Here is a 20699-nt window from a genome sequence, read left to right as displayed (position 1 = left end):
GGCTTAGTCCTTCGGCAGGCGGCGATCGAGTTCGGCCCGAATGAGATCCTCGCGATCGGCATCGGGAAGCGCGTTCCACTCAGCGGCGGTGGCGCCGGAGAGTTGGTGCGCAACCCCGACCAGCTCGCCGAGCGTGACGGTCTTGCCATCGATCTCGTAAGAAGAGGCAAGGACGGAGGAGCCGAGAAGGGTTTCGCCGGCGTCGAGCGGTTCGAGAGCCGTGGTGGAGATGGCAGCCGACATGTCGCCGGTGATGGCTGCGGAGCTGATGGTGGAGAGCTTCTCGGTCTGGATGTCTTCCGGCCTGACCTTGCCGGTCTCCTCGACGATCTCGGGCTCCTGGGCGGTTTCCGCCAGCACGTTCACCACATAGTTCTTCTTTTCGAGGAACTTGTTCTGGGCTTCCATGATTGCGGCGATCAGGGCCGGGATTGCCTTGCCCTTGACGCCCCACGGCTCGGCAACGAGGCGCAGACCCTTGATACCCTTTTCATCAGCGATAGCCTGGAGCTGCTCGACGGCATAGAAACTGTCGGTCGGCGACTTGGCTGCCTTGAGCTTGTCGCGCAGACCTTCAGCCTTCTTTTCGGCTTCCGTCTGGCGCACGAGAGACGGCGTGACCGGTGCAGCGCGTGCCGCCGAGTCCTTCAGGAGGCGCGCGACGACGCCAGCGACGCCAATCTCGTTGCCCTCGTCGTCGATCTCGGTCATCGGCATTGCAGCGGAGAGCCGGTCGGCGATGCGCTGCGGAACGGGATCGACGGAAATACCATCCTTGAAATCGACCGTGCCGATCAGGCCGGTATAGCCAGCCCATCGGGAGCCGGAGAGTTTCAGTCGCTTCATTTGAGCCTCGTGTTGAAACAGAAAAGGGGCAGGAAATGTCCTGCCCCTAATACTAAGTCAGTGGTTACTTATTTGCAACCTTAGACGTTGATGCCCTTCAGACGGGCGACCGAGTGCGTGGCCTTGAGGGCAGTGCCGCAATACCACTTCACGCGCCAGCGCGAGGCGTCCTTGTTGGCGAGCGTGCCGAGGGACTCCAGGCGGATGCCGGCGGACGCGCCACCGAACAGACCGTGGAAGCCGTCGGCTTCGTTCAGGCGAAGCGCGTAGACCGAGGTCGTGTCGGTGTTAGTGCCCTGATCTTCATCGAGCGTGATGAAGTCGTTCATGATGACGGGCGTGCCGTCATACATGGGAATCGGGCGACCGAAGTTCTCGATCATGGACAGGTCGGCGGTGTTGCCGCCGAACGAGCGGTTCAGTTCGCGGATGGCGAGCCAGACCTTCGGGTGCATCATCAGAACGTCGGCGCCGAGCTTGACGGCCTGCTTCAGTTCATCGAGTGCGCCGAAGGAGATCGGGGCGCCGTTTGCACCGGCGGTCAGGGTCTGGCCGGCCGGAATGAGGGCCTTCACGCCGTCGAATTCCTTGGCATTGACGCTGGAATCGCCGTTGATGAGGGTGCGACGGAACTTGCGGCCGAGCGCCTTGGACTTGGCGGCGATCTGGATCGCAACCTGGTCGTTGAGCGTGGACTGAACTTCGGTCGTGAAGTTGTCCATGTCGACCTGGCCTGCGAGCACCTTCAGACGCGTGTCGACGGGCTCGAAGGTAGCCGCGCCTTCCGGCACGTCTTCGTATTCGGAGAGGAACTGACCTTCGCTCAGGGTGCCTTCGCGGACGTAGGAATACACCTTGTCCTTGGCCTGGGTGAAGGGCAGCAGGGCGAAGAGTTCATCGTTGTCGATGATCTCCTCGATAACGCCACGCTGCCGGTCTTCAATCGACAGCTTGTTGGCTTCTTCGACAAGCAGCGGCATTGGAAACTCCTTTTATCGCCGTCAAGATACGTAAGTAATGACTTATCATACCCTGACGGCAAATTGATTGGCAAGCAGATTCTTACCGTAAGTGCTTACTTATCTGCTATAGAGACGGATTTGCTTATTTCTGACCGGCGTTGAGACCGGCCAGAATGCGCGAAGCCCCGTAGAGCGATCCCTTCGACTGGTTCGTCTCCTGCTGGGACTTCGTGCCGGGAACGTTCTTGGAGGCCGCGCCGGGCGTGACCTTGGCCTTCAGGAGCGTATCCTTGTCGGGATCTGCGTCGATGATCTTGCGCATGGCAGCATCGAAGGCCAGCGGTTCGCCGGCGGCGTCAATCAGCGGCGTGCGACCGGCGGCGCCGGCGGGCTTGTCGTAGGGAATGCGCTTGCCGTCCTTGACCTCGAAGTAGCTGCCGTAGAGGGCACGCGCCTTCGTCGGCGTCAGCACCAGGTCGTCCTTGATGAAGGTCGAGGTGGCGAAATCGTTGCCGATGGTCAGATTGTCGACACTGCCGGCGAGCGTCTTGACCTGATTTTCGAGGGCCTTCTTTTCTTCGAGCCATGCCTTGCGCTCGGCCTCGCGCTCTTCGGCGATCCGGGCCTTCAGACGATCGAATTCGCCCTTGGCTTCCAGCTCCTTTTCCTCGCGCAGCTTCTCGGCCTCGACCAGCGACTTGACCTTGTCCAGGTCGATGCCCTTGAACTTGTCGGCCTCGGCGCGTGCTGCGGCCAGGGCTTCCTCGGTTTCCTTGAGCTTGCCCTTTTTCTCCATGACCTCGCGCAGGAGCTTCTGCTTCTCGCGATCGGCCTCGGACATGTTCTTCTCGGCTTCTTCAGCAGCCTTGCGTTCGGCTTCGGTCTTGTCGGCGGCAGCCTTTTCTTCGGCGGCCTTCGCAGCGGCGGCGTCGGCAACGGCCTTTTCAGCAGCGGCGGCCTTTGCGGCTGCGTCCGGATCACCACCGATCTCGTCCGGCGGGGCCAGGAACGGCTTGGGGCCGAAGCCCGACATCAGAGTTGCGATCCCCATACGCGGCAGGGTGGCGTTCATTGCAGCAGACATATTCACTCCTTTGACCAGTATCTCGGTCGATCTTCAGTTTTGGCCGGTATCTCGGCCGTTTCGGTGGTCTTGCGACCGGACGCCTACTTCGAGGTCGAAGCAGGCTGCTTGTTCGGCGATTTCGAAGTCACCTGGCCCTGTCGACCGGGCGCTGCGGTGGGCTTCTGGCCGCCGAATGCGGTTGGAGCGGCCAGGAGGACGTCAGTGCCCTCCAGCCAGCCATCGATGTCCTTGCGGATTGTCTCCTTGAGATCGTCGGCGAGCTGCGGGAACAGCTTCTCGACCATCTGGCGCATATGCTCGCGGCGCACCTCAATCGGGGCGGTCAGCTTTGCGAGCGCTTCAGCGGTCACGAGATCGTCAACCAGGCGCATGACGTCGAAGGTCGTCGGGTAGGTGACGAGATCTTCCTCGGGCGCCTTCACGCCCGCCCACCGGCAGACGAGATCCACGATCTTGTTCTCGGCGTTCTGGCAGGACTGCGCCTTGGTCAGCAGCAGCGAGTTGACGCGCTCGAAGTCATACGCCTTGGCCACGCCCGACGAGTTGTCGATGCCGACGGCGTTGTCTTCCTTGGTGCGTTCGCCGGCCAGGCCGACGGTGTGGTAGATTTCATTGATGATCTTGTTGATCACCGCCAGGATGACGCCTGCTTGCTTGGGATCGGGCGACAGAAACTCGGGCTTGGCGGTAGAGCCTTGACCGGGGTCGTAGACGAAGATCCGCTTGGTGCCGAGCTCCAGCACCTTGCTATACATGTCATCGCCGGCGGCGATCGCGTTCGCGGGGATTGCGAGCTGCGAAAACGTCTGATCCTGAATGATGGCGTCGAGGTTCGACAGGTAGTTCGTCACCGCCCGGTCGAGATAGGCGATGTCGTCAATCAGACCCGGCGCCTCGTAGGGCTTGGCCTCGATGGTGTGGTCATGCAGGATAACCGGCACGACGCCGAGGTCATGAGCCTGTCGACCGATCTCGCGCACGACCTTTTCCGTGCGCCGACCAACCTTCACTTCCTCTTCCTCAAAGAGAATCCATTCGGAGCGGGTCCACAGACGCACGCGCTCGATCACGTCGCCGGTGTCTTCCAGCGGATCGGCATCGTCGCGCGTGTGCTCGCGCAGCTTGATCCACAGCAGGCCGCCGTCGCCGTCCTCATCATAGGCATAGTCGAGGATGTCGATCGCGTTGACGATGTAGGAGTAAATCCGGAAGTTCGACTGCTTGGCTTCGGCCACCGACAGCGGCCGGGCGGCGCCCTCCTCCGTCGTGGCGAGCTTCATGTTGTTGTCCACGACGATCGCGACCCGACCGAAGACCGAGTTAGAGCCCGAGGACGAACTCATGAACTGCGTGATGTCGTGACCGCTCAGCGTGGCGCGCTTCCAGAATTCCTTCACCACATCGGGCGTGCCGTCTTCCTTGCGCGCGATTACGCCCTTGAAGAGGTATTTCTGGATGAGGTCGACGACCTCCTTGGTGTGGTTGAAGCGATAGGCGCGCTCACGGCGCTTGCCGAACTCCTCCTCACCCTCCTTGTGGTAGCGGAAGATGTTCTCGATGAACCACTCGCGGCCGCCGGCATAGGCTGCTTCCAGGAAATGCCAGTGCGCCGCCATCAGATTGTAGCGGGGATGGCGCCGATCGTAGAAGGCGCGGAGTTTATTCTTCTGATCTGCCTGCTTGACTGCCATACCGATATCCTGAAATTCCGCTCAATAATAAGTCATCGATTACTTATGTGCAAGCCTACAGGGAAACGCCCAGGATCTTGATGTCGCGCACCGGATGTTCGAGGTCGGCATAATAGCCAAACGCATCGGCTGCGTGCTCGACGCCGGCCGACTTGTCCACCTCACGGGTGCCAGGCTTGTAGATGGTCTGCTCCAGGGCGTTGATGAAATGCCGGCACTTGCGATCAACGCGCAGCCGGATGACGCCCTCTGCCGTCTTCAGCAGACGGTTGACCGAGTTGACGCGATCGGCGACGGCCGGATGCTTGCGCTTGAACTTGATGTTCTTGAAGCCGGCCTCGCGAAGGATGTCGAGATCGGACTCCCCGCGCCCATGGCTTCGGTTGTTGCCGGCGGGGTCGGGGTAGATCCGAAGCGAATTCATGTGCCGATAGTAGCGGCGCGCCAGCTCGTCAGCGGTTTCCTGGGTATTGGAGCCAAACAGCACACATTCATCGACCACCCAGATCTCGCCGTTGGGCTGCTCCTGGATGATGACGGATGACATCGGATCGATGTTGAAGTCCTGCCCGACCATGATCGGCAGGTGCGGATTGAACGCGAAATCGCCGACGTGCTCTTTGCGGTTGAAGGCATAGTAGACGCGACCGGACATGGTTTCGAAGCTCGCCTCGAACTCCTGACGGAAGGACTTCTCGTCCATGTCGCGCCGGGCCTGCTCGATTTCCTTCTTCGGGATGAACGGCGAGGTGATGGTGGGAAACTGCCAGGACTTCCAGGCATTGACGACCGTCCTGCCTTTCTCGTCCTTGTAGGTGTCGCCCTTCTGGCCTTCCTGGAACTTGTCGTAGAGCCAGTTGAAGGACTTCGGGGTGCCGATGAAAATGACGCGGCCGCCGGTGGTGGCGAGCGTCGGGCGCAGAACCTTTTCCCAGGTGTCTTCCTTGACGTCCTGCGCTTCGTCCATGACCAAGAACGAGATGCCGACGCCGCGCAGCGAGTCCGGCTTGTCGGCGCCCTTGAGCATGATCGTCGAGCCGTTCACCAGCCGTATCGTCATGCGCGTTTCGTTCATGCGCTTGACCCATTTGGACGGGATCGAGAGCTTGAGGTCTTCCCACAGGATGTCGCGCGCCATCTGATAGGTCGGGGCGACATACCAGACGAGCTGGTTCTTCTTGCCGGCGGCTGCCTGGATGAGGGCGATCTTGCAGACCTGCGTCTTGCCCCAGCGCCGGCCGGCCACGATCACGCGGAAGCGGCGTGGATCCTGAAGGACACGCTTCTGGCCGAGGTGGACCTTGAGCTGACCGCCGCCGATCACGACGACACCATTCCGGTGAGGTCTTGGTCGACGGACTTCAGGAGCGCATCGATATCGGTTTCGTCGTCGAGAGCGCCGATGTCCTGATGGTGGCGCACGATGTCCTCGGCTGTCAGGTCAACCAGCGGCAGCTCGGGCAGCTCGTTTTCGTCAACCGTCTCGTCGGCGCGCAGAATCTTGTTGAGGCGAGCGTCGATACCTTCGATCAGCGTGAGCTGGAAACGACGGATCGCTTTCAGGTCGTCATCGATCGAGGCCATCGAAGCGTTGCTCTTGACGGTATCGCCGACGAGCTTGGCAGCAATCAGGGTCGCATTCCTGACCATCTGATAGCCCTGTAGACGAGTTTCCTCGATCCACGCAGCTCGCTTCGCCGCGAACGTCTCGGCGCGCGCTGCTGCCGCCGCTGCCTGGTTTGTAGCTGCCTGCTGCACCGCCGCCTGCACCTCATGGGCGCGCGAGCCTCGCTTGATGCCGTGCGTCTTGAAGCGCTGTGAAAGGTTCTGTCGGGAGACGCCGAACTCATCGGCAAGTTCGCCCACGCCTTTGATGCCCAGCTCGTAGCTTTCTACGATCTGAGCCCATTCGGCGTCGGTCAGCCGGCGGTTCTTCTTGTCCTCGCCGGCGGCGTTCTCGTCCGGACCGGAGAGTGCTTCTTCAGACATATTTCCCTGCAAGATAACTAAGCGGTGACTTACATATTAACCGGAGCCGTCTTCCCTGTCCATCTTCATACTAAGTTAGTAATTACTTACTACTACAGGTAATAAACTACTAAGTATGAAGAAGGCGGGGGAAACGAACTCTTCCGGTCCTCTAGATGCGCCCTCCAGTTCTGAACCAATCATAGGCCGAGGGAGTGGGACGAATGATCTTCGATAGCCCGGCACGCTCTTTCGTCACGATCCCGCGTGCGACCAAGAACTTGATGGACGTCCGGAGCGAGCCGTAGGCGCACGTATAGGGCAGCGCCTGGTGCAGCTCGGTCATGGTGTAGAAGGTGCCGTTGTCGGCAGCCTCCAGAACCAGGTGCATGATCTGGCGCTGCTTGTCGGTGCGCTTCGGCTTATTGCGGCGCATCGAGCTTCAGCCTCTCGTTTGGACCTTGCCGGTCGAACTGCAGAATGGGAAGACGATCCGGAACGGAGCCCTTCGGATCGGGGCACTTCCAGACGCCATACATGGGCGAGGCCAGGCTCATCTGCTGGATACCCTTGATCACCTCGACCGTGGACATGGCGGCCACGCGCGCGGCGCCGCGCTCTCGGTTGGCGCCCGTGTTCTCCAGCGCGGAGTTGCGCAGATAGAAGTCCTTGCACGCCTGCACGAGCTTGGCGGCGGCGGCCGGGCTCTTACCCTCGATCTCGCCGACGATCGCCAGATAGTCCTGGGGCGACGCCTCGAAGTGGCTGCGAAAGAACTTCATGCCGGCGTCGAACTTGTTGGCATTCATCGGCTCGACAAAGCGGAAGCCCGCCTTCTGGCCGAACAGGTTGAACTTCGACATCGACGACTGGATCTCCATGAAGGTGTTGCCCTCCATGCGCGAGACCAGGTTCATCATCCGGTAGCCGACGCCGATTCCGCGATACATGGTGTCGACCACGAAGCGCGAAATCACCCGGAAATTCTGGTTGATGTAGAGATAACGGTTCGTGTTCGTCAGCTTGGTCTCGCCGGCGCCGGGCGCCAGTTTCGGAAACACGAGATGGCGCTCTCGGAGCATGCCCTTGGGCGAGCCGGTGACGATGACGCCGATCGTCTCGTCAAACAATCGCAGGCGCCAGAAACGGGGGCCAAACGGAAGCGCTTCGGCCTTGTAGTGCAGATCGTGCAGCAGATCCCAATCGGACTTGTCGCCGCGCTCGACCATCATTTCGCGAGCCAGCGCGAAAGAAGCTCGTGGGCTCGGGTTTCGCTCGATGAGCGTGTCGACATCAAACGTCATGACGAAACCAGCCCCTGCGCACCCCTGCGCGAATGAGCGCGTGCCAGAACTCTTTGAGCGACAGATAGAACCAGACGATCAGCAGCGCGTAGAGAATCGAGGCGAGGAAAGTGCTCATTCTCCTTCCTCGCGCTGTCGGATCTTGATTTCGAGGAAGACGAGGAACGCGACCGTGGCCGCCATGATGAGCCCCAGTTCCATCCAGTTACTTGCGTCCATTGACTTCTCTCCACCACCGAAGGGTCTTGTCACAATGATTGGTGTCCACGCTGTCGAGGATCCGGCACAGCACACAGCCCACCTTCTCTTGCCGTCGCGCGCCAGAGCCGCCCGGTAGGAAAGCGTCTCGGTTGGCGCTCCGCCGAGCAAGGCGTTGATCATGATGGACAGCGCGACGGCGATAGAGGTGAGATACATGGCCCCTTCCCTACCCCGCGAAGACAGGCGCAACGGCTGAACAGGCGCTCAGCAGCGAAAACACGAAAGCGCTAAAAAGCCATTTCGCCATTTATCCGATCCTTCGACCCGTGTTGTATTCGACCTGCACCGCGCGATCGTCCCACAGCTCGATCAGGCCGAAGTCCTTGACGTTTGTGATGGGCAGCAGAGTGCCGAACTGGGCCATGCAGAAGTGATTGATGGCCGGTCTGCAATCCTCCGGCCCGGCGCAGCGTGCGGTGAAGATGCGAACATCTTTGCCCTGGTCGAGCCATTCGCGCACGCGCCGGCACATCGCCGGAATGGGCGCGCCAACGTGATCGATACCGCGCCAATGGTCGTATTCCGCGAGCGTGCCGTCGAGGTCGACGCCGATCCAGCCTTGATGTTTCATCAGATGAGCTCCCAATCCTCGGAAAGTTGGTCGACCTGGCTCGCCTGCCAGCCGGTTTCGGTTGATCCGGAGGAGGCTAGGTTGAGATTTGGCAGGCGAAGCGTCGTGCCCTTGTCGCCCGTGTCGAAGAGTTCGCCGGCCAAGGCCGCCGCGATGCGCTTGGCGCCCCGCAGATCAGCCGGCTTGGAGCCGGGATTGAGGAACACGAACTGGTTCGCTCGCCATTCCTTGCGTCGCGCCCGGCCGCCGGCCTTCACATGCTCAAGAGCGGCTCCGTAGTTCATGCAGCCCTCCGCTCGACGTCGACCTTTTCGCGAAAGCGCTTGGTGATCGTCAGGTCCGGGCCGAGTTCCTCGCCCAGGTCGGTATGGGTGGTGGCGACCATGAAGGTCTTGCCCAGGCGCCGCGCGACCTTCTGGATGTTGAAGGCGACGATCTTGGCCGTGACGCGATCGAGGACGGCGCCGAACTCGTCGGCGATCCAGACGTCGGCATCCTGCTCCATGATTTTCGCAAGCTTCAGGCGGTAGCGCTGGCCATCCGACAGCTCGGAGGGCTTGCGGATGTAGATCCAGGCGTCGGAAATGCCGGCCTTCGCCAGGTAGTCGGTCGCCTCGACGGTCGAGGCGCCCACCAGGTCGATGACAGGCTTGTCTTCGAGCACGATATCGCCGAGGTCGGCGATCTTCTTGCCCTCCCCTGCCATCTGCGCCTTCAGGTCACGCAGCAGCAGCGACTTGCCCGAGCCCGACTGGCCGGTGATGTAGACGATATCGCCGTCATCGATGTCGATCTTCAGGTTGTCATAGATGACGAACTCCTTGTCCGACAGCGCCAGACCGAAGCTCTCGCCGATCTCCAGCACGCGCTGGGAACGCTCGACATTGGACTTGAACGCTCGGGAGATGGTGTATTGCGTCATTCCATTTCCACCACTGTTTCGCTCTGGATGATCTCCATGAGCATGCCCTTGATCATTTCGAGCTGGCCGATGAGCTTCATGGCCGACAGGTCGGCGTGATCGTCGTTCGGCAGCACGAGGTCGGAGAAAAAGCACTTGTCGTTGGGGTTCCAGCCGACGATCAGCGCGCCGGCGTAGCGGCCGTCCTGAACCATGTCGGCGAAATTCTCGACCATCTCGGCGGTGTCCAGATCAACTGGCGTGCCCTGCTCTTTCCCGCCCAGCTCCTGTTCAAGCACCTCCAGCTCCTCCGGCGGCACCTCGCGGCGTGTTCGGATGGAGATGACTTTCGCCTTTGCGATCTCGTTGACGTCCGGTGCTGCATCCTGCGGCGTGTCGACCATAAGTCAGTCCTTACTTACGATCTCGCGCCGATATAGGTGACGAGGGCGTCTGCGCCCTTCAGGCCTGTATCGTCCTCGACCTTGGACATGAAGTCGCGAATGATGCGGGACTGGGCGATGGTCACGCGCTTGAAACCGAGAGCATCGCCAACCGGGGCGGCTGTGTCATCCACCTCCTCAGTCTTCTTGGCGTTGGCCTGCTGCTGGGCTTCGACGGCGCCGGAAATGTCGTCGGTGAAGAAGTCCGTGTCGATCTCGCCGAGATCGGCCGTCGAGAAATCCAGCTCCTTCTCGTCGAAGCCGAGGGTGAGCAGATCGATATCGGTCTCCGACAGGCGGCGCAGCTCATCCTGGATCATCGCCATGTCGTAAGACGAACCAGTCACCCGGTTGTCGGCCAGGCGCAACGCATCGGCCTGGTCCTTCGTCAGGTCCGACCGGACGATGACCGGCACCTTCTTGCGGCCGAGCTTGATGGCGGCAAGCCGGCGGCCGTGGCCGGCGATGATGTCGCCATTCGTCCAAACCACGATCGGCTGGGTCCAGCCGTAGGTGAGAATGGCGTTCGCGAGCTTCTCGATCTCGTGCTCGGGATGGTTCTTGGCGTTCAGGGCATAGGGGACGAGCTTGTCGATATCCCAAAGCTCGATCTTCGGCTGATCACTCATCGTAGTCCCTTTGAAGCATGTCCATCAGCTCATCGCGCGACGGCTGCCGGGTGTTGATCTTTTCCTCGTAAAACTCCCCTGCCCCGCATTCACGACACTCCGGCCGTTCGAATTTGGCGGAGAAGAAGCGGCATCCGGTGCACTCGGGGAATTTCGTTTCCTTCACGCCGCGACCTCCGCGAGCGCGGCGTCGATTTCGTCGAGCTGGAAGGCGCCGGCCGAGGCCTTCACCTCGAACTGATCGACCAACAGGTGGACCAGCGCGTCACCGGCATTCGTCAAATCGTCGGCGTCGGTGAGACCCTGGGCCTTCTGCGTCCGGGCGATCAGGGCCGTGAGGCGCTCGGCGTCGCGCAGCGACACCTTGAAACGCATGACGGTGTGGGTTTTCGGCGCCTTGGCCGCCGGTGGCTCGGGGGCATCGGACTCGCCTTCGGCGCGTTCGAAATTCCCATCAATCTCCAAGTCATCGAGCGCTATATCAGCGCTTGAGAAGATCGTTGTCAGGTCTTCGTCGCCAAAAGGAAGAAAACTCTGGAGTTCGACGACATCGCCAAGACCCTTGAGAAGTTCTGCGAAGGACAGCGTGTCGTCTGCGCCGTAGCGGGCATTGTCGAGGACCGAGATCTCCTTGGCCCGTTTGTCGTCAATCTGCCCGAGATTGACGACGGGAATCTGAGCGAGGCCGATTTTCTTGGCGACTTGCCAGCGATGCTCGCCGCCGATGATCTCGTAGACCGGTTGTGCCGGCTGGGAGAGCTTGAGCACGGGAAGCTCACGCACGATGACCGGCTTGAACAGGCCGTTTCGTCTGATCGACTCTTCAAGCTTCGTCTCGTTGTCCGGCGACACGATGTTCGTGTTCCACGGATTCGGCGTCAGCATTTGAGGGTCGAGGTTGAGCAATTGTGGTTGCGACAATGAATCATCCTCTGGTAAGTAACCTATTACTTATCATATCACGCAAAGCCTGCAAGAGGCAGCGAGGAAAATTCAATGGCTGTTCTTCAGCTCGCCCACAACGCCACCGCCGCCAAGTTGGTCAATCCGCCGGCCGATGTTGCGCAGGTCACGGCCGACCTGCTTTCCTATGTCGTCGATGGCGCCGATCACATCTGGTCCGTCAATTCCGGGCGCTGGGACGGCAAGTCCAGCTTCTACGATACGACGAAACACGCCTTTCCCGCCGGCTTCGTGTATTTGGTGCACGCCGAGCTGACCAAGCGCGGCCATAACGTGCACCTGATCCGCAAGCCGCATGCCGAGCCGCTCGGTCCGGAAAAGCCCGTCGTTTCCAAGTTCGAGCCCTACGATTTTCAGTGGCGCGCGCTGCGCCAGGTTGAGAAGCACGGACGGGGCATCATTCAAGTCGCCACCGGCGGCGGCAAGTCTGTCATCGCCAAGCTGATCATGGCGCGCTACCGGCGCATGACGCTCTTCCTGACGACGCGCGGCATCCTCCTCTACCAGATGGACGATCAGCTCAAGGAAATCGGCCTCAACACCGGGCAGATCGGCGACGGCGAATTCAAGGTGGTAAAGGGCGTCAACCTCGGCATGGTTCAGACGCTGGTCCAGGCTCTGGAAGAGCCCGATCTTAACAAGGAGATCCGGGCGATCGTCAAATCGATCCATCTTTCCAAGACCAAGGATGAGAACCTGTCCCGGGAGGAGATCGTCAAGATCGCGAAAGAGCGATTTGCCGAAAAGACGAAAAAGCGAAATCAGATTATCAAGATCCTGGAGATGATCGAGGTCGTCATCGGCGAGGAGGCTCACGAGGCCGGCGGCGAGAGCTATTACAAGATCCTTCAGCACTGCAAGAACGCCACGATCCGGGTCGCTCTCACCGCCACGCCCTTCATGCGCGACAGCGCCGAAGACAACATGCGCCTGATGGCCGCCTTCGGTCCGAAGCTCATCATCATCACCGAGAAGATGCTGATCGATCGCGGCATCCTGGCGAAACCCTACTTCAAGTTCGTTGATTGCACCCCTCACCCGAAGCTGCGCCGCACGAGCCCGTGGGAGCGCGCTTACAAGCTCGGCTACATCGACAACGACTTCATGCTTCAGGCCGCGTTGGCGGACGCGCTGAAGGCGAAGGAGTATGGTCTGCCGGTGATGGCGCTTTGCGTGCGCAAGGAGCACGGTCAGAAGATCGAGGAGTTCTACAAGGCCGCCGGTCTTCGCGCGAAATTCATCTACGGCGAGTCCAAGATGGAAATTCGCAGGCGCTATATCGATATGCTCGCCACCGAAGAGATCGACGTCCTTATCGGCACCACGATTCTCGATGTCGGCGTCGACGTGCCGGCTGTTGGCCTGGTTCAGCGTCTGGGCGGCTACAAGGCCGAGGTGCAGCTTCGCCAGCAGATCGGCCGTGGCTTGCGCGCCAAGAAAAACATGCCGAACTACGCATTCATCGCCGACTACACCTGCAACATCAACACCACGCTCAACGACCACTACCGGCAGCGCCGGGCCATCGTGGAAGCCACGCCAGGCTTTGCCGAGGGCATTCTTCCGGCCAATCAGGATTTTCCCTGGGCGCTCTTCGAAAGGAAGGCAGCATGACGCGCCGCCTTGTCGATCCTGTTCACTTCTTCGACTCCCATGGCAGGTCCATGCTCACCCGGAAGGTGGAGGAGCAACGCATCGCCGAGCTGGAGGCTGAGAACCTCAAGCTGAAGCAGCTCCTGACCAGGACTGTCCAGGCGCTAAAAGGCGAAAGAGCGAAATCACGAGAGCGCGTAATCGCGAATTAGTGAAATCCCGAAAAGCGACCGCTCGCCCGCTATAGATAAGTAATCAGTTACTCATCTAATAGGGTCTCGCATGTCTAAACCCCTCAAGTTTCCGCGTTTCATCGCCATCTGCGGCAACCCCAAGTCCGGCAAATCTCTCGCCCAGGAGATTCTGTCCACGGATCTGAACTATCTCCCGATCGATGACGGGCATGTTCTGCGCGAGTTTGCCGTCAACAAATTGGGGCTGTCCTGGGATGACGTTCAGACCCAGGAGGGCAAGAAGCGCGTCACCTCGATCCTTGGCAAGGACTGGGAGCACCGCATCTTGCTTGGCGAGTTCGGCAACCGCCTGGAGGAGATGTTCGGCGAGCACATCATGCCGTTCATCGCCACGCGCAACCTCTATCCCAACGCTCGCTACTCCTTCGGTTCGGTTCGCAAAACTCAAGGTCACTTCTTCAAGGAGCATGGCGGCGTCGTCATCGAGATCATGAACCCGATGGCGCCTCCGAGCGGCAATGCCTTCGACAAATACGACCTGTCGGCCGTCGATCGCACCATCATCAACGACGGCATGCTGAAGTTCGATGATCCGCAGCGCGCTCGCGCCTATTTTCGTGGCGAGCTGCTCTCGGCGATCGATGCGCTGGCGAAGGAGCGCTCGTAATGGGCGGCTACCTCGATCTCGACCAGCGCCAGATGGCCGGCGGCGAGCCGGATCGCGGCTGGCAGGTCTGGTGCGGCAGCGAGATGATCGGCTGGCTGCAGATCTCCGACAATCACATTCGCGGCGGCGCAGTCGAAATTCCGGTGTTCGAAGCGCCTACCCTGCCCGTCCTGAGCAGTCCGGATGACTATCTGCTGGCGCCGATGACCTCGAACATCCGGACGATCCGCCTCAACATTAAGCGGCGCGCGGCCCGGCTCAGCAACTACCAGCTTAACATGGCCTTCGACGAGGAGGAGCTGAAGCGCGAGTTTCGAAACACGCACCAGATCCCGGCCAGTGCGGAGATGATCTGCGACCACGCGACCGACAGCTACGAATTCCGCTGGCGTGTGCTCGAAACCTCGATCAGCACCTCGGAAGAGATCTTCGACCTGGATCAGTTCACACCGAATCCGGACCAGCGCTAGACTCTGTTAACCCAAATCAGGTATCCGCTTTTCGCTAGAACACGAAATAGCGAAAGGCGGATATAGCCAATGAGCGAATTAGTCATCGCATGCCTGTCCCAAAAGGGCGGGGTCGGCAAATCCACCCTGGCGCGGCTGATCGCCCGGACCTACGCTTCGGCCGAATGGAGCGTGAAGATCGCCGACTTCAACACCAAGCAGCTTACCTCGGTCGATTGGGTCGGCCTTCGCATGAAGCTCGGCCTGGAGCCGGTCATTCATGCCGAACCCTACGTGTCGCCGAAGAACTTCAAGCGCGAGAACTTCGATCTGATCGTTGCCGACGGCAAACCGGACAGCGACGATTCCTCCCTGGCGATCGCACGCGTCTCCCAGCTCGTCATCATACCCACCGGCCTGTCGACGGACGATCTGAAGCCTCAGATCCTGTTCGCGAACGAGCTGGTGCAAAAAGGCGTGCCGCGCGACCGGATCATGATCGTCCTGAACAAGGTCACGGAAAGCGAAGCCTCCGTCCAGGAGGTGCGCCAGATCCTGCGCTCCACGGGCTACGAGATCGCCAAGAACGATCTGACGGCCAAGACCGGGTATCAGAAGGCCCAGGACGCCGGCCGCTCGGTAGCAGAGACGACATTCACCACGCTGAACGAACGGGCTGACGGTCTCGCATCCGAGATCGTGACCAGAATGAACGAACTTTCGGAGAAGGCAGCATGAGCAAAGCACCCACCAAAGCCCCGGTCCCGAAGCCGGCAAGCGCCAACAGCCTGAAGATGGATTTCGTCAGCCAGTCGACCCAGGTCGCCGCCAACAACATGAGCGAGCGCTTGAAGGACATGAGCTTCAAGGTTCCGGAGACCTTCCACCGGCGCTACAAGTCTGCGGCCGCCGTTCACGGGCTTCAGATGAAGGACATCCTGGAGCAGAGCTTTGAGATGTGGATGGAAGTCAACGGCGGTTCAAAATAGCGCGAAAGGGCTATTTCCGGATTTCGCGAAAAGCCGATAGCCAGAAATCGCCATGATCGTTACCGCGCACATGAACAGGCCATAGACGTAGATCATTTCGGATGCTCCAGCGTCCGGACATCGCCGCCTGTCCAGGGGTCGAGCAGGATCGCCAGCTCGATCGCCTCGGCGGCGGACTTTCCGAGCGTCAGCGCTGCGAGTGCCGTCTGCTGTCCCGAGCCGATCGCATAGTAGTCGGCCTGGATCGGCCCGGTGAACGTCCGGCCGTCGTTCCAGTAGAAGGCGTCTCCGTTTGGCTCGACGACCAGCGCCTGGACGAGATGCTCCTGATCGGCCACAGCGCTCGCCAGAAAGATTTTCGGGTCCAAGGAGCACAGCCAGGTGATGAAATGGTTCGGCGCGCCCACGACGCTGCTGGAGACGCCGACAAGGCGGCCGCCGGGCAGGGCGAAGATCTTCTGCTTGTGGCCGATCGGATGCTTGTCGCCGGAATAGGCCCGGCTGTCGCCGGCCATGATACCGTCCCGGTAGGCGATCGTTGTCAATGGTCGGTTCCTTCGAAGGGAAGGTCGAGCTGGATCGGCTCGACTGGTTCGTCGGCGGGGTAGGGCGTCTCGAACACATCGGCGTAGTCGGCGAGCTCCTGCTGGCACTTCACGCACCTACGGCAGCCAGACCCCAGATAGATCGATCCCTTGCAGACAATGGCTGAGGAGGCTGGGCTCGAACCAGCGACAGGGCGATTAACAGTCGCCAGCTCTACCATCTGAGCTACTCCCCAAAATTGGTTGCGGGAGAGGGATTCGAACCCTCGACCTCCAGCTTATGAGGCTGGCGAGCTACCGGACTGCTCTATCCCGCATTGACAGCGCCGATCCTAAGTAAGCACTTACCCACAGTCAAGAGCCATTTAACGAAAAGCGGATAACGCGAATTAGCTATTTCGCCTTATAGAGATACTTCAGGTCAAATTCGCGGGGCACGACACCTGTCGAGAACCAGGTCTGCACGTCCTTCGCAAACATCTCGCAAACCAGCGTCGTATGGCCGGCAATTGATAGATCTGGTTGGACCATCTCGGTTGGCTGCTGCGTCAGGCGAAACAGCGCGAACGGCATAAACAGCCGGTTCAAAAACTGCACGATACGGGTGAGTTGCTCGCGTTCGTCGGTATCGAGCCAGGTGTTCAGGTCGTCTGACGCGGCTTGGGCGCGTTGCAGGAGCTGCGTAATCATGACGCGATTATCCACATCCTTCGGCCCGAACAGGTCATCCACACTCACGTCGAGTTCGCCCATAAAGCCGCAGAGGTTCTTGACCGTCACCATGAACTCGCTGAAGGAGCGGTTCCGGTCGTTCATCGTCAGCGCCTTGCGGGACATCTCATACTGCTGGGAAGCATAGTAGGCGCCGTAGACGGTCGCAGCGCCAGAACTGATCGCGGCGATGACCATCGCCCACTCGATGATGAGCCTGTGCCGGTCAGGCGATTTCCGCTTTGGTAGCCGCTGGGGGTTTCGAATCCACGGGTAGGGGTGCTGTGCTCGCACAGGCTCCTTCCAGGGCCAACGCGTCCGCTTCAGCCATTCCTTGATCGTCATGTTGCTCATGCAAAGTTCCCAGCGTCCCCGCGCCAGACATCGAACGTCCCGGCTACCCAGTCAAGGGGAGGTGGACTGGGGAATTACGGGTCTGGTTTCCGGGGTAGGGTGCAACTTAGGTCAAGGTCCGGCTCGACGGGACACATCGGGGAGGTGGCTTGGGAACCGGGATGTTGGTGAGCGATGAAGGTATCCCCTTGATTTGACACGCTTTTTTCTAAGACTTCGCTTGCATCTCTGACAGCACACTGCTAAGTTATATTCATCAACAGAGAGCAAGTAGCTCAGTTGATTGAAGCAAAGCGCTTCAGTTCTTTGACAATCGAATAGATGACATGCGACGCATCCCAAGCACACTTGCGTCTATGTCACAGAGCTACTGTTTTCAATGTTCAACATAAGTCATCACTGACTTACACTAGAGAGAGACAAGACTATGACTGACAACAACAACACATTCTCGACTGCTATCAATGCTCGCATCGATGCAGCTATCAAAGCTGACAAGATGAGCGAGAGCAATCGCGACAAGCTGCGCAACTTCGCAAAAGAGTGCAACAATTCTGAAAAGCTCGTCGCGTTCTTAGCGAACGCGCAAGTTGACGTTCGCGTCTTCGAAAACGACGTCTATGAAATCGACAAGCTGCGCAATCTGTCGCGCTTCGCTGTCGATGAAATCGCTGCACGCGATTTCAACGAAATGAATCGTTGCGTGTTTCTGACTGCGCTCGCTTTCGAGCGCGCAGACATCGCGTTCACGCGCGAAGACGCAACGCATGCATGCTCTTCGCACTACAAGATCAAAGACGCGAAGAAGCGCGCGCTCACTGCGCAGAACGCAAAGCAAGTCGCTGACTCGACTGTCGCGTCTCAGCATCGCTCTTCGCTGAAAGCGCTTGAAGCGCTCAACATTCTGCGCAGCATCAACAAGAGCGAGTTTCGCATGAACTTGCAGAACGATGCGACGATCAAGCTTGCAGCAAAGTTCAATATCGATCTTTCGAAAGCTGCTGAATAAGTAAGTGCTTAGTGAGCACGCTAGAGATAGCGTGCTCACATATTCGCAACAATCCACCCGGGCATCCCGCGCCCCTGGAGCACACCCATGAAATTTCTCCTTGTCGCCGCCGCTGGCCTCTACACGGCTGGACGAGCAGCCCTTGCCTACTACGAGCCGACCGAAACCAACCGGTTCCAGATCGTCCTGGCGATCCTCCTCACCGGCATCCTCTTCGTCGGCGCCGTCGAAGGCTCGGACCTGAATGTTTGAGCTGATCCTCATGACCCTGGTTGGCGCCCCTGGCGCCAGCCCTGCCATCGAGAGCCAGGCGATCGAGGTCTACGAGACCGCCGCCGAATGCACCGAGGCTGCCACCCGCTTCCCGATCCGGAAGATCCAACTGCCCACCGGGCAGACCCTCACCCTCAAACTTGCCTGCGAGAGACGCAAATGAGAGACCACACCGTTCATTCCTCCGCCGAAGCCCTGGTCGAGCCGCACCGCTTCAAGAAAGCGACCATCCAGGCGAGGGCGGCCGCTTATGACACATACGATCTCGACGAGCTGGAGGAGATGGAGATGCCCAGCCACTCGATCTCCACCTTCTTCGCCAACAACCGCCGGCGCGACGCCCGGATCTTCAGCCGATAATCACCAGCCTCCCTTCGGGGAGGCTTTTGGCGTAGCGGGAAAACGCCATGGGACGCCCGTGGGAGGCGGCGGAGGGGTTGGATGGGCCGTGACAGCCCCATGGGGCGCCGAACGCGCCCACGGGCGTCAGGCGGCGGAAACAGAGGGGTAGGTCGAGCCATCGGACCTACCCCGAGTCCCATGGAGCCCACCGGTTCCCCAAAACCGTTCCGGATAGTTCCTTGTCTGGCCTCGGAGCACCATGGTCGAGGCAGGTGGCCGCAAGGGCGCGCTGGGTGCGCGCTCTAGGGCTTAGATGATCAGGGGCAGGGGCTCGGTGATCTTCGGCGAGAAGGCCAGGTCACGGGCGGTCGTGGCCTCGTGCAGGGTTTTGAGGATGCACATGGCGAGATGGGCCTCGCACATGATCGGGTATTGGTAGGCGGCCACGGGATCGAGGACTTTCGTGGTGATGGTCATCCCTTCGTCGGCATAAAGGATCGTCAGACGGGCAACGGCCTTGTCGTCGGCCGTGGTGAGCACGGCCTCGATCTTCAGGTCTTGTTTGCGGTTGCGGAAGTTGTCTTCGCAGGAGCGGATGAACAGGGTCATGACGGTTCTCACTTAGTCAGGGTCTGTTCGAGGAGGCGTTCGTCGACGGTCGGATTGACGGGCCAGGTGCGATCGTAGGCAGAGGCGATATGAGCGCCCGCGCACAGGCCGTTGGCGTAAAGGCGGGCATCGCGCATCGAGCGGACGAGATGTTCTTGCCCACGCTGCGGAGCAGGCCAGTTCTTGTCAGGGTCGATCACGACGACGGCGAGCGGATAGTCTTTGCAGGGCTTCTCTGCGAAGGTGATCAGAACAGTTTTCATTGGTCATCTCCTTTGTTCGATAATCAATCATCGCAAATCTGCCAACGGGTTGCGGCTGGTAGCTAAAGGGCGCTTTCGGTAAATGGCGAAATAGGGAAGCCTGGCCTGAAAAGGGCCTGGTCGACCATGGACCGGGCAGCCAGCGCCGGCTCCCATGGAGCCCACCGGTTCCCCATCCCCGCGCCGCCTGCTTTCACCCTAGGCCGCCCATGGTGCGCCACGGATACCCATGGGCTTCGTCAGCGCACGAAAAAGGGCAGCCCCAGCGCTGCCCCTCTTCATCAGTCCGGGTGAAACCTTACGCTGCCAGCACCTCCTGGAGGCGCTTGGTCTGCGGCGTGTCGGTCAGTTCATAGACCGGCGCCCGGAAAGATCCCGTGTTCTTGACGATGCCCATCGTCTGGAGCGCCGTCATGGTGGAGGAGGTCTGCGTCGACATCGTGCCCGGGTCGACGGTGTGGCGGATGAGGATCTTCTGCATGGCGGCGCTGACCTTCATCTTGTCGCACGCCGCTGCCTTCGCCATCTCCCCGGTGAACTTCTCACCCGCCGCCCGGAAGGCGAAGAGGCTCCTGCAGATGGCGATGTTGATCTTGTTGGTCAGCGCCCCGTCGCGAAGGCCCTTCACCAGGTCAGCGAGCTTGTCCGCCGCGTAGACGTTGAAGCGGGAGCCTTCCGACTGCGACCGGTTGATGAAGTCGGGCTCGACCTGGGCCGCGATGAGGATGGCCGCCGCCGAGGGCAGCGTCAGCTTGGCGCGCGTCTTGTCGAGGTTCTTGTGGATCCGGTCGTTGTTCGGGTTCTTCTGCTTCTCGTAGGCGCTCCGGTCCTCGAAGCCCTTGGCGACCTTCTTGGCCATGGCGAGCTTCTCGTCCTCGGTGTAGCTGTCGGCGATCTGCGGCAGCGACAGTTCAACTGCGCCGTCGACCGGGGCCGGGCCTGCATCGGACTGGACCGGGTCAGTATTGGCGTTGTCGCCTTCGAGCGCCGACAGAATAGCGGCTTCGTGGTCGGTGATGGGCGTGTCGACTACGACGGTTTCGACTACTGCCTTCTGTGCCTTGTTCTTTGCCAT

At 60.2% G+C, this 20699-nt stretch carries 32 protein-coding genes and 2 tRNA genes; 10 read left to right on the top strand and 24 right to left on the bottom strand.

Annotation, left to right across the window (positions count from 1 at the left end):
* Positions 1-3: 3 nt before the first annotated feature.
* From Q9316_RS00170 to Q9316_RS00090, 17 genes are all read right to left on the bottom strand, one after another.
* Complete coding sequence (locus Q9316_RS00170; protein ID WP_306031601.1) at positions 4-846, bottom strand: hypothetical protein; 843 nt, start codon at positions 844-846, stop codon at positions 4-6.
* 80 nt (positions 847-926) lie between these two features.
* Positions 927-1826: a major capsid protein gene (locus tag Q9316_RS00165; protein ID WP_306031600.1), complete on the bottom strand. Its 900-nt coding sequence runs from the start codon at positions 1824-1826 to the stop codon at positions 927-929.
* A 124-nt stretch (positions 1827-1950) separates the two neighbouring features.
* Positions 1951-2892, bottom strand: coding sequence for a DUF6651 domain-containing protein (locus tag Q9316_RS00160; RefSeq protein ID WP_306031599.1), 942 nt, complete (start codon positions 2890-2892; stop codon positions 1951-1953).
* 83 nt (positions 2893-2975) lie between these two features.
* Complete coding sequence (locus Q9316_RS00155; protein ID WP_306031598.1) at positions 2976-4586, bottom strand: hypothetical protein; 1611 nt, start codon at positions 4584-4586, stop codon at positions 2976-2978.
* A gap of 55 nt (positions 4587-4641) precedes the next feature.
* Positions 4642-5910, bottom strand: a complete 1269-nt coding sequence (locus Q9316_RS00150; protein ID WP_371877900.1) for a phage terminase large subunit — start codon at positions 5908-5910, stop codon at positions 4642-4644.
* Complete coding sequence (locus tag Q9316_RS00145; protein ID WP_306031597.1) at positions 5907-6575, bottom strand: hypothetical protein; 669 nt, start codon at positions 6573-6575, stop codon at positions 5907-5909. The genes Q9316_RS00150 and Q9316_RS00145 overlap by 4 nt, the downstream gene beginning before the upstream one ends.
* Before the next feature lie 151 nt (positions 6576-6726).
* Positions 6727-6990 (bottom strand): hypothetical protein, encoded by a 264-nt coding sequence (locus Q9316_RS00140; protein WP_306031595.1) that lies wholly within the window; start codon positions 6988-6990, stop codon positions 6727-6729.
* Positions 6977-7858, bottom strand: coding sequence for a hypothetical protein (locus Q9316_RS00135; protein WP_306031594.1), 882 nt, complete (start codon positions 7856-7858; stop codon positions 6977-6979). Before Q9316_RS00135 ends, Q9316_RS00140 begins: the two co-directional genes overlap by 14 nt.
* Positions 7848-7976: a hypothetical protein gene (locus tag Q9316_RS00130; protein WP_306031593.1), complete on the bottom strand. Its 129-nt coding sequence runs from the start codon at positions 7974-7976 to the stop codon at positions 7848-7850. Before Q9316_RS00130 ends, Q9316_RS00135 begins: the two co-directional genes overlap by 11 nt.
* Positions 7973-8275: a hypothetical protein gene (locus tag Q9316_RS00125; RefSeq protein WP_306031592.1), complete on the bottom strand. Its 303-nt coding sequence runs from the start codon at positions 8273-8275 to the stop codon at positions 7973-7975. Before Q9316_RS00125 ends, Q9316_RS00130 begins: the two co-directional genes overlap by 4 nt.
* A 91-nt stretch (positions 8276-8366) precedes the next feature.
* Entirely contained in the window at positions 8367-8690 is a 324-nt protein-coding gene (locus tag Q9316_RS00120) for a hypothetical protein (protein WP_306031591.1), read from the bottom strand.
* Complete coding sequence (locus Q9316_RS00115) at positions 8690-8974, bottom strand: Thoeris anti-defense Tad2 family protein (protein WP_306031590.1); 285 nt, start codon at positions 8972-8974, stop codon at positions 8690-8692. Before Q9316_RS00115 ends, Q9316_RS00120 begins: the two co-directional genes overlap by 1 nt.
* A complete protein-coding gene (locus Q9316_RS00110; protein ID WP_306031589.1) occupies positions 8971-9612 on the bottom strand; it encodes an ABC transporter in 642 nt (213 codons plus the stop codon). The genes Q9316_RS00115 and Q9316_RS00110 overlap by 4 nt, the downstream gene beginning before the upstream one ends.
* A complete protein-coding gene (locus Q9316_RS00105) occupies positions 9609-9995 on the bottom strand; it encodes a hypothetical protein (RefSeq protein WP_306031588.1) in 387 nt (128 codons plus the stop codon). The genes Q9316_RS00110 and Q9316_RS00105 overlap by 4 nt, the downstream gene beginning before the upstream one ends.
* Positions 9996-10009: 14 nt before the next feature.
* Positions 10010-10663, bottom strand: coding sequence for a ParB/Srx family N-terminal domain-containing protein (locus tag Q9316_RS00100; RefSeq protein ID WP_306031587.1), 654 nt, complete (start codon positions 10661-10663; stop codon positions 10010-10012).
* The gene (locus tag Q9316_RS00095; protein WP_306031586.1) at positions 10656-10829 is read right to left on the bottom strand and encodes a hypothetical protein; all 174 of its coding nucleotides are present in this window, start codon (positions 10827-10829) and stop codon (positions 10656-10658) included. Before Q9316_RS00095 ends, Q9316_RS00100 begins: the two co-directional genes overlap by 8 nt.
* Entirely contained in the window at positions 10826-11584 is a 759-nt protein-coding gene (locus Q9316_RS00090; protein ID WP_306031585.1) for a ParB/RepB/Spo0J family partition protein, read from the bottom strand. Before Q9316_RS00090 ends, Q9316_RS00095 begins: the two co-directional genes overlap by 4 nt.
* Before the next feature lie 75 nt (positions 11585-11659).
* On the opposite strand from Q9316_RS00090, the gene Q9316_RS00085 reads away from it, so the two are divergent.
* The 6 genes from Q9316_RS00085 (at position 11660) to Q9316_RS00060 (ending at position 15518) form a co-directional block, all read left to right on the top strand.
* Positions 11660-13240 carry a DEAD/DEAH box helicase gene (locus Q9316_RS00085; RefSeq protein ID WP_306031584.1) on the top strand — a complete coding sequence of 527 codons (1581 nt, stop codon included), beginning with the start codon at positions 11660-11662 and terminating at the stop codon, positions 13238-13240.
* On the top strand, positions 13237-13431 hold the full coding sequence (locus Q9316_RS00080; protein ID WP_306031583.1) for a hypothetical protein: 195 nt from the start codon (positions 13237-13239) through the stop codon (positions 13429-13431). The genes Q9316_RS00085 and Q9316_RS00080 overlap by 4 nt, the downstream gene beginning before the upstream one ends.
* A 70-nt stretch (positions 13432-13501) precedes the next feature.
* Positions 13502-14080: a hypothetical protein gene (locus tag Q9316_RS00075; RefSeq protein ID WP_306031582.1), complete on the top strand. Its 579-nt coding sequence runs from the start codon at positions 13502-13504 to the stop codon at positions 14078-14080.
* On the top strand, positions 14080-14550 hold the full coding sequence (locus Q9316_RS00070; protein ID WP_306031581.1) for a hypothetical protein: 471 nt from the start codon (positions 14080-14082) through the stop codon (positions 14548-14550). Before Q9316_RS00075 ends, Q9316_RS00070 begins: the two co-directional genes overlap by 1 nt.
* A 69-nt stretch (positions 14551-14619) precedes the next feature.
* On the top strand, positions 14620-15267 hold the full coding sequence (locus Q9316_RS00065; RefSeq protein ID WP_306031580.1) for a ParA family protein: 648 nt from the start codon (positions 14620-14622) through the stop codon (positions 15265-15267).
* Positions 15264-15518 (top strand): hypothetical protein, encoded by a 255-nt coding sequence (locus tag Q9316_RS00060; protein ID WP_306031579.1) that lies wholly within the window; start codon positions 15264-15266, stop codon positions 15516-15518. The genes Q9316_RS00065 and Q9316_RS00060 overlap by 4 nt, the downstream gene beginning before the upstream one ends.
* Before the next feature lie 92 nt (positions 15519-15610).
* Here the strand turns inward: Q9316_RS00060 and Q9316_RS00055 are convergent, their stop codons facing one another.
* The 4 genes from Q9316_RS00055 to Q9316_RS00040 all read right to left on the bottom strand — a co-directional run bounded on the left by Q9316_RS00055 (position 15611) and on the right by Q9316_RS00040 (position 17128).
* Positions 15611-16063, bottom strand: coding sequence for a hypothetical protein (locus tag Q9316_RS00055; protein WP_306031578.1), 453 nt, complete (start codon positions 16061-16063; stop codon positions 15611-15613).
* Between the two features lie 160 nt (positions 16064-16223).
* Positions 16224-16299, bottom strand: a tRNA-Asn gene (locus Q9316_RS00050).
* A 4-nt stretch (positions 16300-16303) separates the two neighbouring features.
* Positions 16304-16380: transfer RNA gene (locus Q9316_RS00045), tRNA-Met, on the bottom strand.
* Positions 16381-16456: 76 nt separating this feature from the next.
* On the bottom strand, positions 16457-17128 hold the full coding sequence (locus Q9316_RS00040) for a hypothetical protein (RefSeq protein WP_306031577.1): 672 nt from the start codon (positions 17126-17128) through the stop codon (positions 16457-16459).
* A gap of 427 nt (positions 17129-17555) precedes the next feature.
* Here Q9316_RS00040 and Q9316_RS00035 point away from each other — a divergent pair, with 427 nt between their 5' ends.
* The 4 genes from Q9316_RS00035 to Q9316_RS00020 all read left to right on the top strand — a co-directional run bounded on the left by Q9316_RS00035 (position 17556) and on the right by Q9316_RS00020 (position 18770).
* Complete coding sequence (locus Q9316_RS00035; RefSeq protein ID WP_306031576.1) at positions 17556-18137, top strand: hypothetical protein; 582 nt, start codon at positions 17556-17558, stop codon at positions 18135-18137.
* 87 nt (positions 18138-18224) lie between these two features.
* Complete coding sequence (locus Q9316_RS00030; RefSeq protein WP_306031575.1) at positions 18225-18389, top strand: hypothetical protein; 165 nt, start codon at positions 18225-18227, stop codon at positions 18387-18389.
* On the top strand, positions 18382-18573 hold the full coding sequence (locus tag Q9316_RS00025) for a hypothetical protein (RefSeq protein ID WP_306031574.1): 192 nt from the start codon (positions 18382-18384) through the stop codon (positions 18571-18573). The genes Q9316_RS00030 and Q9316_RS00025 overlap by 8 nt, the downstream gene beginning before the upstream one ends.
* Positions 18570-18770 (top strand): hypothetical protein, encoded by a 201-nt coding sequence (locus Q9316_RS00020; protein WP_306031573.1) that lies wholly within the window; start codon positions 18570-18572, stop codon positions 18768-18770. Before Q9316_RS00025 ends, Q9316_RS00020 begins: the two co-directional genes overlap by 4 nt.
* 291 nt (positions 18771-19061) lie before the next feature.
* Here the strand turns inward: Q9316_RS00020 and Q9316_RS00015 are convergent, their stop codons facing one another.
* From Q9316_RS00015 to Q9316_RS00005, 3 genes are all read right to left on the bottom strand, one after another.
* The gene (locus Q9316_RS00015; protein WP_306031572.1) at positions 19062-19361 is read right to left on the bottom strand and encodes a hypothetical protein; all 300 of its coding nucleotides are present in this window, start codon (positions 19359-19361) and stop codon (positions 19062-19064) included.
* An 8-nt stretch (positions 19362-19369) separates the two neighbouring features.
* The gene (locus Q9316_RS25815; protein ID WP_306031571.1) at positions 19370-19624 is read right to left on the bottom strand and encodes a hypothetical protein; all 255 of its coding nucleotides are present in this window, start codon (positions 19622-19624) and stop codon (positions 19370-19372) included.
* Between the two features lie 298 nt (positions 19625-19922).
* Complete coding sequence (locus tag Q9316_RS00005; RefSeq protein ID WP_306031570.1) at positions 19923-20699, bottom strand: hypothetical protein; 777 nt, start codon at positions 20697-20699, stop codon at positions 19923-19925.

The organism is Shinella zoogloeoides (genome assembly GCF_030733845.1).
Taxonomy (GTDB): Bacteria; Pseudomonadota; Alphaproteobacteria; order Rhizobiales; family Rhizobiaceae; genus Shinella; species Shinella zoogloeoides_C.
This window is presented reverse-complemented; position numbering and strand designations above follow the sequence as displayed.